The sequence below is a fragment of the Neobacillus sp. OS1-32 genome (assembly GCF_030915425.1).
GTDB lineage: Bacteria > Bacillota > Bacilli > Bacillales > Cytobacillaceae > Neobacillus > Neobacillus paridis.
The window spans coordinates 108614-121120 of record NZ_CP133263.1 but is presented as its reverse complement, the minus strand read 5'-3'; the positions used below and the strand labels follow the sequence as shown (position 1 = coordinate 121120).

The following is a 12507-nucleotide window of genomic DNA, read 5'->3' as shown; positions in this document are numbered from 1 at the left end:
TAGATTACAAAAGTGGTCAGACCACTTGCATATTAAAAATGCCCCCTCTTTTGGGTGAGTACCATTTCTACTATAAAATAAATAAGCATCAATGATTGTTACAATTTGTCGTTACAAAACAGATAAATTTCTTAATTTACGGTAAGCCAAAATAGTCTGTTCTTCGTTTTTTTCACCTAAAGCCTTTAATAAAAATAAATAATCCTCACGATCGTATTGGGGAGGAGTTTGAATTAAGGAATAATAATAGTCCTTTAAAATCACCCACATTCTTAAAAATAGGTGATTATCTGCCAGTAAAATAATCCGATAAAAAAATTCATCATCATGAAAGTCCTCTGTATTTGATGCCCAATTCATTAGATTGCCGATACTTTCTTTGTCTGTCCGCTGCAGCACTAACCGAAGACAATCAATTTCTATCATATTTTTGGTTTCAAAGACATCCTTTTTTGCCTTTTCATCCTGCAAGATGAATGTGCTAAGAAGCTGAACGAGTTGATTCCCGCGAAAATCGCGGAGGAAGGTACCCTCTCCTCGTCTTGTTTCAATTAACCCGAGCAGTTCCAACGCTCTGAGCGCCTCCCTGACGGAAGAGCGTCCTACGTTCAGACGCTCGGTTAACTCCCGTTCAGAAGGAATTTTATTTCCAGGCTTGAGCCCGTCAGCAGTAATCATTTCTCTTAATTGTTTAACAATTTCAAGATATACTTTTGTCGTTGACACTTACCAATCACTCACTTTTACCAATAAGCGCGAGCCTCTTTGTTTTTTCCTTAATTTCCTCAGGGTCTACCTTGATTCGGGCAACACCTGTTTCCATCGCTGCTTTGGCAACAGCTGCTGCTACATTTGGAGCAACACGGGTGTCAAACGGTGCCGGAATGACATAATCCTCATTTAATTCATCATCCTGTATTAAACCGGCAATGGCATGTACAGCGGCAATTTTCATTTTTTCATTGATATGGGTGGCGCGGACATCCAGTGCTCCGCGGAAAATACCTGGGAAGGCAAGAACATTATTTACTTGGTTCGGAAAATCAGATCTTCCAGTACCAACTACTTTGGCCCCTGCTGCTTTTGCCTCACTAGGCATTATTTCTGGAACCGGATTTGCCATTGCAAAAATAATCGGATCAGGGTTCATGGACGCCACCATCTCTTTCGTTAATGCACCGGCAACGGAGACCCCAATAAATACATCAGTACCTTTGATCACATCCTCAAGACTTCCGGAAACACTATCACGATTCGTGAATTTTGCAACCTCAGCCTTAACAGCATTCATTCCATTAGGGCGTCCTTCATAAATTGCTCCCTTAGTATCACACATAATAATATCCCTGACGCCAAAACTGTATAACAATTTAATAATCGCGATTCCTGCTGCCCCTGCACCATTGGCAACTACTTTTATTTCTGTCATCTTTTTGCCGGTGAGTTTTAGTGCATTAACTAGACCGGCGGCGGTAACGATAGCCGTTCCATGCTGGTCATCATGAAAAATAGGGATATTCGCTTCTTTTTTCAATCTTTCTTCAATCACGAAACAATTCGGGGCGGCAATGTCTTCCAGGTTTACCCCACCAAAATTGGGTTCCAGCAGCTTGACCGTTTCAACAATTTTATCAACATCGGTTGAATTTAAACAAATAGGAAAAGCATCTACACCTGCAAAGCTTTTAAATAATACCGCTTTTCCTTCCATTACTGGCAGGGCTGCTTCCGGTCCGATATTTCCCAGTCCCAATACGGCGGTTCCGTCAGAAACAACCGCGACCATATTTCCTTTCATCGTATATTCGTATACCGTCTCCGGCTTTTCATAAATATCTTTACATGGCTCTGCTACCCCCGGCGAATAGGCTAAACTAAGATCATGAGCATTGCGGACAGGTACCTTCGATTTTGACTCCAATTTTCCTTTATTAATTCGATGCATATGTAATGCTTCTTCTCTTAAAGTCAAGAAATGTCACCCCTTAAATATATACACAAAATTAAATACAAGACCTTTCTATAAAAAAACACTTCGTCCCTGGTGGTCAGACCACAATTTCTCTTTTACAATATAACATATCATCCTATGTTGTAAAGAATTAATCTTTCAGGACGACGTTTGGCGAACCTAAAAGTTCCTGCAAAGATTGCAGCAAATCAGGTGTTGGGTGAACATTTTTTTCCGTCCCTAACCTTACTGTTTTCCGATTCATTTCATAATGGATAATGACGCTAGTATCTCCCTTATGTTTCTCAAGCAGTTGATTAATTTGCTGAAGATATAGATCTTGATGCATTTGTTTGCAAATTTTCAAATATAAAACCGGCTTCAACGATGTTCTTTTCAGCCATTGGTCAAGATCTTGAACCTGCTGGATAATAAATTGAAGTTTCCCCCCTCTCTCCTCCATTTTCCCTTCAAGCAAGGCAAATTTCCCTTGCTTTAACAGTGCTGATGATTTTTTATAAACATTCGGAAATGCAATTGCCTCCATCTCACCACTGGAATCACTTATCGTCAAAAAGGCCATCACCTCACCCTTTTTCGTCCGAATCGATTTGACTGCCGAAATATAAACACCCGAGGTAACTCTCCCTGAACTGGCACTTAACTGAAATAGGCCTAGAGCACCGCTCCGTTTAAGTTCCTTCTCGTAAATTGAAATGGGGTGGTCAGAGAGATAAAATCCAAGGGCCTCCTTCTCAAATGAGAGTTTATGTTCCTGACTGATTGGATCCACTATTACATATTTCGGCTTAAGATCAAATTCTCCTGCAAATAAATCCATTTGATTGGAATCATCCGGTTTAAATATTTGGGCATGTTCAATGGCTACACCAAGACTAGCAAATAATACCGCACGATCTTCGCCAAATTCGTCAAAGGCTCCGGAATGAATAAGATATTCAAGTGTCTTTCGGTTAATCACTTTTGTAGAAACTCTAAGGCAAAAATCGAATAAATCGACAAACTTTTTCCTTTTTCTGGCCTGAAAAATTTCCTTCAGTGCTTGACCGCCCACACCTTTAATAGCGGCCAAGCTATAGCGGATTCCTTTATGTTCGACTTGAAAGGAAAAACCGCTTTGATTAATCGATGGAGGCAGAATCGTAATCCCCAGTTGCTTTGCCTCCAAAATATATTGCGCAATTTTCGTTTCATTTCCAATCACCGATGTTAAAAGCCCTGCCATAAAATGGATCGGATAATTTGCTTTTAAAAAGGACAATTGGTAGGCAATCATACTATAAGCGACCGCATGGCTGCGGTTAAATCCATAATTTGCAAAGCGGACAATTAAGTCGTAAATTTCATTGGCCAGCTCCGTATTATAGCCTTTTTTCAGGGCACCTTGAACAAAGTGATTTCTCTCTTTAGCGAGTACTTCCTTTTGCTTTTTGGCTACAGCCCTTCTTAACAGATCCGCTTCTCCAAGTGAGAAACCGGCCATTTTTGAGGCAATTTGCATAATCTGTTCCTGGTAAACAATCACGCCATACGTATTTTCCAAAATTGGTTTTAAATCCGGATGTGGATATTCGATAACAGCCCGTCCATGTTTCCGATCAATAAACAGGGGGATATTTTCCATTGGTCCAGGGCGGTACAGGGCATTAACAGCAACAATATCCTCAAATCTTGACGGCTTTAGCTGCTTTAACACCTTTCTCATTCCTTCGGATTCCAATTGGAAAATACCGGTCGTTTCTCCTGCCGCTAATAAGGCAAAAGTTTTTGTGTCATCCAACGGCACAGAGCGAATCTCCAGCTTCTTCCCGGTATTGCGATGAATTAACGACAATATGGTTTCTATTAATGACAGATTTCTCAGCCCGAGAAAATCCATTTTAAGCAAGCCCATTTCTTCCAGATATTCCATCGAATATTGGGTAAGATATACATGATTGGTGCCAGATTGAATCGGGACTAACTCGATAAGCGGCTTTTCACTGATGACTACGCCGGCGGCATGTGTCGAAGTATGCCGCGGCAGGCCCTCCAATTTTAAAGCAGTTTCATATAGCCGTTTGTTTAGCGGTGATTCATTAACAAATTTCTTTAAACCCTCAGACTCTTTATAAGCAGCTGGTAAATTGATCCCGATCCGGGAGGGGATCAATTTCGATAAATGCTCCAGTTCTTTCGTATTTAAGCCAAAAGTACGTCCCACATCTCTTAAGGCTGCTTTTGCTGCCAGCGTTCCGAACGTCACAATTTGGGCAACATGCAGTTCCCCATATTTCCTGGCAACATATTCAATGACTTCATCGCGACGATGATCAGGAAAATCGATATCGATATCAGGCATCGATATTCGCTCCGGATTTAAGAATCGTTCGAATAATAAATGATGTTGAATTGGGTCGACATCCGTTATATATAATACATATGCCACAAGTGAGCCGGCGGCCGAACCCCGCCCCGGTCCGGTTAAAATTCCCTTTTCGCGGGAGTATTTTATAAAATCCCAAACAATTAAAAAATAGTTGCTAAATTTCATCCGCTTGATGACGGCCAATTCATATGCCAGCCGTTCTTTATATTCTTGCGGCGGGGAAGTAAAACGTTCATTTAGTCCCTGATAACACAATTGTTCCAAATAGTCATCAGCCGAAAGAATGATTTTCTGCAGGGAAAGTTGGCAGATAAGTTTTATTTAATTCAATATTTACCTTGCACCTCTCAGCGATTAGCAGGGTATTTTCCAAGGCTTCCGGAATATCCCCAAAGCATTCCATCATTTCTGCTGCTGTTTTTAAATAAAACTGGTCGCTTCCTAATTTCTCTCGGGTGTCATCCTGCAATTTATCACCATTCTTAATCGCCAGCAGGCATTCGTGGGCAAAAGTATCAACCTGTTCTAAATAATAGACTTGGTTCGTTGCAACGAGCGGGACACTCAGTTCCTTTGATAGTAATACTAGTTGTCGTCTAATTTTAGCTTCCGGTTCCAACTGATGATTTTGCAGTGACAGAAAAAAATTCTTTTTCCCAAAAATGGTCAAAAATTTTCGGATTAATTCGCGGCCCTGTTCGAGTTCTCCGTTGAGGATGGCCTGTTCAATTTCCCCTTCGACCCCTGGTGTGATGGCGATAAGTCCGGCGGAATAGTGTCGCAGCCATTTAACAGGAAGCCCATTTTCAGATTTTGTCTGAACAGCACTTGATATTTTTAATAGATTCTTATACCCGGTTTCGTTTTCTGCCAGGAGGACGAGCGGGAAGGCCTCGTTTTCTTTAACGGTGCCTGATACATCCACTGTTAAACCGATAATCGGCTTGATTCCTTTTTGTTTACACAGTTTATAAAATTCAAGCGTACCGTACATAACGTTTCTGTCTGTAAGAGCAAGCGTGCGAAAGCCCTTTTCCCAAGCATTGTTAATTAACTCGGGTACAGCAGCTGTGCTTGTCAATAAACTATACGCACTATACACATGCAGGTGAACAAAAGACATTTCATCACACCCTTAATACATGATTTCACCTTTCATTATAGAGCTTTATTTTAAAAAAAGAAAATATGTTCTCATTTAATCATTCATAATTATGACTGCCTGTCCATATAAATGGTAGAAGACCATATATTGTGAAAACAAGGACGGAGAACTGTATGAAAGAAATCGGTTTTTTTCCAGCATTTATTGAAAGTTACTTTATCGCCTTGGGTGTCCTGCTCGGTGGTTCGCTGATTGGCGGAATTGCTTCTTTTTTAACCGGACAGCCACCATTGACGACTGTGTATCGGCTTTCTTCAGCACTTAGAATATGGGCAATTGTGGCAGCAATTGGCGGAACATTTGATGCCGTTTATACGTTTGAACGCGGTTTTTTAAATGCAGAGACAAGGGATCTTTTTAAGCAATTTTTATTAATTCTGTCTGCTTTAGGCGGCGCTCAAACAGGCGCGCTCGTCATCAACTGGCTCACCCAGGAGCATATTTCACCATGAGAATTCCTCCTTATTACCAAAGACCATCATGGCAGCGCTTTTTCTCAGGAATGGTTATTGGCGGTATGATCAGCTGGTGTATTTTTTTATATATTTTTGGTGTTTGGCAGGAAGAAAACGCAAAGCTCATTCGCAAACAGGAGAACGATATTGCCGAATTAAAAAATGACATAAAAATTTGGCAGGAAGACTATGAGGAGCTTAATAACCGTAATTTAGGAAAAATAACCATCCAAAAGATTAATATCAAAATTATCAACTGGGAAAAATATAAGCTGGATGAGTTTAGTGTGTTTGAGACAGAAGAAGACGTTCGGATTGATATTAAAATGGTTCTGGCAAAAGATTTAGAAACAGTTGCGAAAAGTAAGGATTTAATTAAGAAAATCATCGAAAATAAACCGATTAAAATATATGATAAAAGGTATAAGCTGAAGGTACGGGAGATGGTCATTTTCACGACCTTAACAGTCGAGTTGGAAATCCAGTTTGCTGAATAGGGAAACGGCCATATCGGTTTGGCCGTTCCCGCTTAAATCCCTATTCGCAAACTTTATGGAGTTCATTAATGACATCATTTACTTCATCCCATGAATAAATTGAAGCACCTGCAGCCAGCGGGTGTCCCCCGCCTCTAAATTTCCTTGCCACTCCATTAATAACCGGTCCCTTAGAGCGAAGCCGAACTCTTATTTGGTCATTTTCCTCAATGAAGAAAACCCAAGCCTTGATTCCTTTTACATCCTGTAAAGCATTAACTAAAAGCGAAGCCCCAGCCGGTTTTGCGTGATATTCTTCCAGCAGCCCTTTAGTCAGCTTTACAATCGCCACGCCATTGTCTTGAAACTCAAAGTTTTGCAATATATAGCCTTTAAGCTTCACAATATTGGGTTCAAGCTCATACATTTTGTCAAATAATTCCGGTCTGGAAAATTGATAGTGAATTAATTCCCCAGCATAAGCAAAGGTCTTCTCTGTCGTACTGGGAAAAATAAACCGGCCTGTATCGCCAACAATACCAGCAAAGAGCAGCCTGGCCGCTTCATCATTCATTTTTAATCCTTTGTCCTTTCCATACAGGTAGAAATCATAAATCATCTCACTGCAGGAGCTTGCGGTTGTATCCACCCACAAAAGATCCCCATATGGTTCTTCGTTTGGATGATGATCAATTTTTATTAGCATATCCCCCATGGAGTAGCGGGAATCGCATATCCTTTCTTTATTTGCCGTATCACAAACAATGACTAAAGCCCCGTTGTAAACCTCATCCGCAATTACATCAAGACTGCGCAAGTATTCGAGTGTTGGTTCATCCTTCCCGACGGCATAGATATTTTTTTCCGGAAAGGACTCTTTTAAAATTTCTACTAATCCTCCCTGTGAACCATAGGCGTCAGGGTCTGGACGGACATGGCGGTGAACAATGATCGTTTCATATTGGTTGATGGCCTCTAATATTTTCTCTTTCATAAGCGCTCCTTTACCCTTTCACAGTTAAACCTGGTTGTGGTATTTTCATAAATTTAACGGTACAATAATAATCAGTTTGATACTTGGAGGAGTTATAATGTTTATTTTTATCTTTTTCATTATTATTTTATTGGTTTTCTATCTATTTTATAAAACAAAATACTTTCGAAGCAACCGCCCGGTTGAAAAAAAGTGGCTTGCGGCGAAATCCAATATCGCTCTTGGACTTTTTGTCAGTTTATTCGGATTAAACCATTTGATTTTTATCGCTGAATCCCTCGTTAATTATTTGGTCGCAATTGTATTTATTCTTTATGGAAGCTATTTTGCCTGGATCGGGTATAAAAAATATAAACATTATCTTCCATTTGCCATCGAGGAAGCCAGAGAATTAGATGTCGAAAACTAATGGAGCCGCTTCTAAAAGAGGAAGCGGCTTTCTCGTTTTGTAAAATGGTTGTTATGTCCGATCAATTAACTGGCACATCATCATCGCTTTCCCAACAAGAACTCCATCTTTAAAAACTTCTACATCCACTTTACCAAATTTCCGACCAACTTCCAGGATCTTGGGATGGATCTCCAATCTACTTTCCATCTGAACTGGTTTTAGAAAATAAATCGTCATATTTTCAACGACTAAATCGCCCTTTTTATAACCGCGTAACACTCGATTAGCTGCATCTGAAACAATGGTTGTAAACACACCATATGAAATCGTTCCAAGATGATTGGTCATCTGCGGAGTTACTTCCAATGTAAAGATATCTTCGCCTCTTTCTTTTTCCTTCACTAGCTCCATTTGATTGGTGATAATATCATCAATTGTTTCACCAACCTGCGGTTGTCTCTGGTTCATCTGCAATGCCTTCAGAACATCCTGCCTGCTGATGATTCCTTCCAATCGGTTGGCATCATCTACTACCGGCAAAACCTCAATTCCTTCCCAAACCATCATATGGGCTGTCGAAGCGACACTTGTTTTTCCATTAACGGTCATCGGATGCTTGGTCATAATCTTATCAATCGTAATATCACGATCCCGCCCAAGTATATCCTTACTAGTCACCATTCCTTGAACTTTTAGATTTTGATCGACGACCGGGTAGCGGCTGTGAGTTGTTTGCTGATTTAACTCGTGCCATTTGAGGACTTTATCATAAGTCCGTAAATAATAGGTTTTCGTCAGGGGGGTTAATACATCTTCAACCAGAATAATTTCTTTCTTGATGAGCTGGTCATAAATCGCACGGTTAATCATCGTTGCTACCGTAAACGTATCATAGCTGGAAGAAATAATCGGAAGTTCCAGCTGATCGGCCAATTTTTTTACATGTTCATCGGTATCAAATCCTCCGGTTATGAGGACAGCTGCACCAGCTTTTAATGCCAGTTCATGGGCCTGTGTCCGGTTTCCAACAATCAAAAGATTATCGGCTTCAGTGTATCGCATCATAGCTTCTAATTTCATTGCCCCAATGACAAATTTATTTAGTGTTTTATGCAAACCGCCTTTGCCGCCTAAAACTTGGCCATCTACGATATTAACTACCTCAGCATATGTGAGTTTTTCAATATTTTCCTTTTTCTTGCGTTCAATACGGATGGTTCCTACCCGTTCAATCGTGCTGACATACCCTTTATTTTCCGCTTCCTTAATGGCCCGGTAGGCTGTACCTTCGCTCACATTTAATGCTTTGGCTATTTGTCTAACCGAGATTTTTTCTCCAATTGGCAGTCCATCAATATATTGTAATATCTGTTCATGTTTTGTAGCCAAGACCTTCACCCTTTATACTCTCGAATTCGCTTCTTCTGGAACCTTTTCTAGAATGATGCCTAAATTCCATTATAAAGTTTTAAAAGTCTTGATTCAATGCGCTTTCTCACATTATTCAGTTAGAAGGAACGGGATTTTCGTGGCAATTTTTGTGGTTGGGACCTTTGCACTTTTCTTTTCGGAGCATAAAGCAGTGCCGTTAAATTGCCGGCAATAACCATCAAGGCAAAGATCAGCCAAGTTATAGCGAAAACTCCTTGAATCCCTTGAGCCGTTACCGAAAGCCGCGGTACAGCAAAATAAAGCAGCAAACCACAAAGTAACAGGCAAAGTAAATATCTATTTTTTTTCAACTTGTTCACTCCTCCTATTATAAATACTGCTTGTTTCACTGTATGCACAATAGGAGGAAAAAAGTATGTGAATCTAATAAATTTTACAATTCGATTGCCTCACCTGGATTTAAGACTTTTCCGTTTCTAGCTTCTAGCATTTCGATAAAACGATGTGGATCTTGTTTAATTGGCGGGAAGGTATTGTAATGAATGGGCACCACCATCTTGGCCTTTAATAGTTTGGCTGCGTAGGCTGCATCTTCAGGCCCCATGGTAAAATTATCACCGATCGGTAAAAATGCTACATCAATTCGATGACGTTCGCCAATCAGCTTCATATCAGAAAATAACCCGGTATCACCGGCATGGTAAATCGTTTTGCCTTCACTCATGAACAGAATTCCCGTCGGCATACCGCAATAAATGATTTCATGGTCATTTGTGGTGTATCCTGAACCGTGAAAAGCCTGGGTAAACTTTACCTTTCCAAAGTCAAATTCCCAGGCACCGCCAATATTCATACCATGCGTTTTAACTCCTCGCCAGCTGAGGTATGTGGTAAGATCAGCATTCGCAATAACGAGAGCATCATTTCGTTTCGCAATCGCAACGGTATCGCCGACATGGTCATTATGACCGTGAGACAAAATAATCGCATCTGCTTTTACTTCTTCTGCCTTCAAATCAGTTAAACTGTTACCGGTAATAAATGGATCAATTAAGATTGTCTTTCCATTTGTTTGAATTTGAACAACCGCATGTCCGTGATATGAAATTTTCATCTTCTCAGCTCCTTTTTAATATCTATACATTAATGTACTTCCATAAAAAAGTTAAAATTCCTTCTCTTTTTCTAAGCCAAAGGACAATTAGGTGAACTTTTACCGGTCACTGATAGTTTACTTTTTAATTTTAAATTGATACTCTCAATGTGGTAATACATATGAAGGAGGCAAAAAAATTGAATCAGCGTTTAGAAAAGCTGCAAACATGGATGAAGGAGCAAGAAATTGAAGTTAGCTTTTTAACCTCTTCAGAGAATGTCTTTTATTTAACCGGTTATTATACAGACCCACACGAGCGGCTGCTTGCGCTGGCTGTTTTCCAGGAGGCAGAGCCATTTTTAGTCTGTCCGGCAATGGAAGTTCATGATGCAAAACGGTCAGGCTGGGAGCAAGAAATTATCGGCTTCAGCGACATTGATAATCCATGGGAAATGATTCACACAGCGATTGGGAAAAGGATTCATGGGGTGACTAAAGCTGCGATTGAAAAAGAACATATGAATGTTGAACGATATGAACAGCTTTTGCAATTGTTCCCGAAAGCTGTATTTGTTTCGGCAGAAGAAAAAGTAAGAAGGCTCCGCATGATTAAAGATGCAAAAGAATTAAAAGCAATTCAAGAAGCATGCGCGCTGGCCGATTATGCTGTTGAATTCGGCTGCAGCGAAATTAAAGAAGGCAAGACGGAACTTGATGTTTTGAATGCTTTGGAATATGCCTTAAAACAAAAGGGCGTCAGCGAAATGTCCTTCGCCACAATGGTATTGACGGGAACTAATGCTGCTTCTCCCCACGGAAACCCTGGAGATACAAAAATTCGGAAAGGCGATTTTGTCCTTTTTGATTTAGGAGTTGTGGTGGATCGTTATTGTTCTGATATCACACGAACCGTTGCCTACGGTGATATTAATGATAAGCAGAAAGAAATCTATGATACGGTTTTACAGGCTCAATTAGCTGCTATTGAAGCAAGCAAGCCGGGGGTAACGGCTGCCCAAGTCGACCTGACTGCACGGAAAATCATTACTGATGCCGGTTACGGTGAATATTTTCCACATCGGCTGGGACACGGTCTAGGAATTGGGATTCATGAGTATCCTTCAATGACCGAAACCAATCAGCTTGTTATTGAAGAAGGCATGGTTTACACGATTGAACCGGGCATCTATGTACCAAATGTAGCAGGTGTACGGATAGAGGATGATGTCTATATAACCGCAGAGGGTGCCAAGGTATTGACTAAATTTCCAAAAGAACTACAAATGATCAGATAAGAAACCAATTTCCAACTATTCACATTGAACTTTAGCAAGTTTTGCAGTAATATACTTATACAAGCTGCGTTGTACGTAATCATAATAAAGTTTTAACCTTTAGACTGTTATAGGGAGTTTTAAAACAAAGCTAAAATGACAGGCCTCTGTCTATACGACATGGGGGACATGCAGGAACTTTGTGCGAACACCCACTTTGAGGAGTGGTGGTTTAAAACTTTCTTATATTTAATACGGCAATTGCGGCTCCACTAATAATAATATATAAAACCAGCATCAGTTAGATGCTGGTTTTTGTGTGTTAGTCTTATTTAATCCTGCCCAAAATTCTAATTTTTTTTAAATGAAGAATGGGAAACCGCCAAAGAACGGACCGCCAAAACCAAAGCCAAAGCCGAACGGCCGGCCAAAGCCCCAGCCCCATGGTCTGAAGCCAAAGCCCCATGGCCTAAAACCCCAGCCAAATCCTCCCCATAGCCGGGAGTCACCAGGATTATACGGCATTTGTTCATATCCAGGACCCATATACATATTAGTATTCATTTTTTAACCTCCTCATGTGTTTTCACTAAAGAATATGCAAGAGCCTTAATAAAGTCTTGGGTAATCGCCCTGCTTTCGGTAATTTTCAGTGATAAACACACAAAAGGCTACCCCAATCATGTAGTATAGCCATTTTTAACAAGTTCGTTCAGCAGTTTAACATTAGAAAAAACTTATATCTGCGATTTTCTTTACCCTTCAGCCGAAAAAAATTCATCACTTTCATCGGCGGTCGTCTCCGTGTCGATAAAACCGATATTATAGGCATCCATGATTTGTTCCCCGACTAGGTTGGTTCCATGCTCATCAAATTCGAATAAATTTTGCCTATTTGGATCTTTTTTACCCATATTCAAAATC

General features: G+C 40.3%; 12 protein-coding genes, 1 other RNA gene and 1 pseudogene. 5 read left to right on the top strand and 9 right to left on the bottom strand.

The features are described 5' to 3' along the window. Window positions 1-111: 111 nt before the first annotated feature. The 3 genes and pseudogenes from RCG24_RS00695 to dnaE all read right to left on the bottom strand — a co-directional run bounded on the left by RCG24_RS00695 (window position 112) and on the right by dnaE (window position 5463). A complete protein-coding gene (locus tag RCG24_RS00695; protein WP_308078050.1) occupies window positions 112-726 on the bottom strand; it encodes a FadR/GntR family transcriptional regulator in 615 nt (204 codons plus the stop codon). Window positions 727-733: 7 nt separating this feature from the next. Then, a complete protein-coding gene (locus RCG24_RS00690) occupies window positions 734-1972 on the bottom strand; it encodes an NADP-dependent malic enzyme (RefSeq protein ID WP_308078049.1) in 1239 nt (412 codons plus the stop codon). Between the two features lie 130 nt (window positions 1973-2102). Beyond that, a pseudogene (gene dnaE / locus RCG24_RS00685) lies at window positions 2103-5463 on the bottom strand (DNA polymerase III subunit alpha). Window positions 5464-5618: 155 nt separating this feature from the next. Here dnaE and RCG24_RS00680 point away from each other — a divergent pair. Both RCG24_RS00680 and ytrI read left to right on the top strand, forming a co-directional pair. Next, window positions 5619-5957 (top strand): sporulation membrane protein YtrH, encoded by a 339-nt coding sequence (locus RCG24_RS00680; protein WP_202652146.1) that lies wholly within the window; start codon window positions 5619-5621, stop codon window positions 5955-5957. Beyond that, window positions 5954-6457 carry a sporulation membrane protein YtrI gene (gene ytrI, locus RCG24_RS00675; protein WP_308078048.1) on the top strand — a complete coding sequence of 168 codons (504 nt, stop codon included), beginning with the start codon at window positions 5954-5956 and terminating at the stop codon, window positions 6455-6457. Before RCG24_RS00680 ends, ytrI begins: the two co-directional genes overlap by 4 nt. A gap of 40 nt (window positions 6458-6497) precedes the next feature. On the opposite strand, the gene RCG24_RS00670 is transcribed toward ytrI, so the two are convergent. Then, the gene (locus RCG24_RS00670) at window positions 6498-7430 is read right to left on the bottom strand and encodes a DHH family phosphoesterase (protein ID WP_202652142.1); all 933 of its coding nucleotides are present in this window, start codon (window positions 7428-7430) and stop codon (window positions 6498-6500) included. Between the two features lie 97 nt (window positions 7431-7527). On the opposite strand from RCG24_RS00670, the gene RCG24_RS00665 reads away from it, so the two are divergent. Beyond that, complete coding sequence (locus RCG24_RS00665; RefSeq protein ID WP_308078047.1) at window positions 7528-7839, top strand: YtpI family protein; 312 nt, start codon at window positions 7528-7530, stop codon at window positions 7837-7839. Window positions 7840-7890: 51 nt separating this feature from the next. On the opposite strand, the gene RCG24_RS00660 is transcribed toward RCG24_RS00665, so the two are convergent. The 3 genes from RCG24_RS00660 to RCG24_RS00650 all read right to left on the bottom strand — a co-directional run bounded on the left by RCG24_RS00660 (window position 7891) and on the right by RCG24_RS00650 (window position 10327). Then, complete coding sequence (locus tag RCG24_RS00660) at window positions 7891-9210, bottom strand: CBS domain-containing protein (RefSeq protein WP_202652138.1); 1320 nt, start codon at window positions 9208-9210, stop codon at window positions 7891-7893. 119 nt (window positions 9211-9329) lie between these two features. Next, on the bottom strand, window positions 9330-9563 hold the full coding sequence (locus RCG24_RS00655; protein WP_202652136.1) for a hypothetical protein: 234 nt from the start codon (window positions 9561-9563) through the stop codon (window positions 9330-9332). A gap of 83 nt (window positions 9564-9646) precedes the next feature. After that, window positions 9647-10327 (bottom strand): metal-dependent hydrolase, encoded by a 681-nt coding sequence (locus RCG24_RS00650; protein ID WP_308078046.1) that lies wholly within the window; start codon window positions 10325-10327, stop codon window positions 9647-9649. Between the two features lie 179 nt (window positions 10328-10506). Between RCG24_RS00650 and RCG24_RS00645 the strand changes: the two genes are divergently transcribed. Continuing rightward, window positions 10507-11604, top strand: coding sequence for a M24 family metallopeptidase (locus RCG24_RS00645; protein ID WP_308078045.1), 1098 nt, complete (start codon window positions 10507-10509; stop codon window positions 11602-11604). Window positions 11605-11662: 58 nt separating this feature from the next. Continuing rightward, window positions 11663-11857, top strand: a non-coding RNA gene (gene ssrS, locus RCG24_RS00640) — 6S RNA. An 86-nt stretch (window positions 11858-11943) separates the two neighbouring features. Here the strand turns inward: ssrS and RCG24_RS00635 are convergent. Both RCG24_RS00635 and RCG24_RS00630 read right to left on the bottom strand, forming a co-directional pair. Further along, a complete protein-coding gene (locus RCG24_RS00635) occupies window positions 11944-12147 on the bottom strand; it encodes a hypothetical protein (RefSeq protein WP_308078044.1) in 204 nt (67 codons plus the stop codon). A 191-nt stretch (window positions 12148-12338) separates the two neighbouring features. Next, complete coding sequence (locus RCG24_RS00630) at window positions 12339-12497, bottom strand: hypothetical protein (RefSeq protein ID WP_202652129.1); 159 nt, start codon at window positions 12495-12497, stop codon at window positions 12339-12341. Window positions 12498-12507: the final 10 nt, after the last annotated feature.

Coding starts and splice junctions, on each gene's coding strand:
- RCG24_RS00635 (WP_308078044.1), bottom strand. CDS start 12,147: ATGAATACTAATATGTATATGGGTCCTGGATATGAACAAATGCCGTAT.
- RCG24_RS00680 (WP_202652146.1), top strand. CDS start 5,619: ATGAAAGAAATCGGTTTTTTTCCAGCATTTATTGAAAGTTACTTTATC.
- RCG24_RS00650 (WP_308078046.1), bottom strand. CDS start 10,327: ATGAAAATTTCATATCACGGACATGCGGTTGTTCAAATTCAAACAAAT.
- ytrI (WP_308078048.1), top strand. CDS start 5,954: ATGAGAATTCCTCCTTATTACCAAAGACCATCATGGCAGCGCTTTTTC.
- RCG24_RS00670 (WP_202652142.1), bottom strand. CDS start 7,430: ATGAAAGAGAAAATATTAGAGGCCATCAACCAATATGAAACGATCATT.
- RCG24_RS00665 (WP_308078047.1), top strand. CDS start 7,528: ATGTTTATTTTTATCTTTTTCATTATTATTTTATTGGTTTTCTATCTA.
- RCG24_RS00630 (WP_202652129.1), bottom strand. CDS start 12,497: ATGGGTAAAAAAGATCCAAATAGGCAAAATTTATTCGAATTTGATGAG.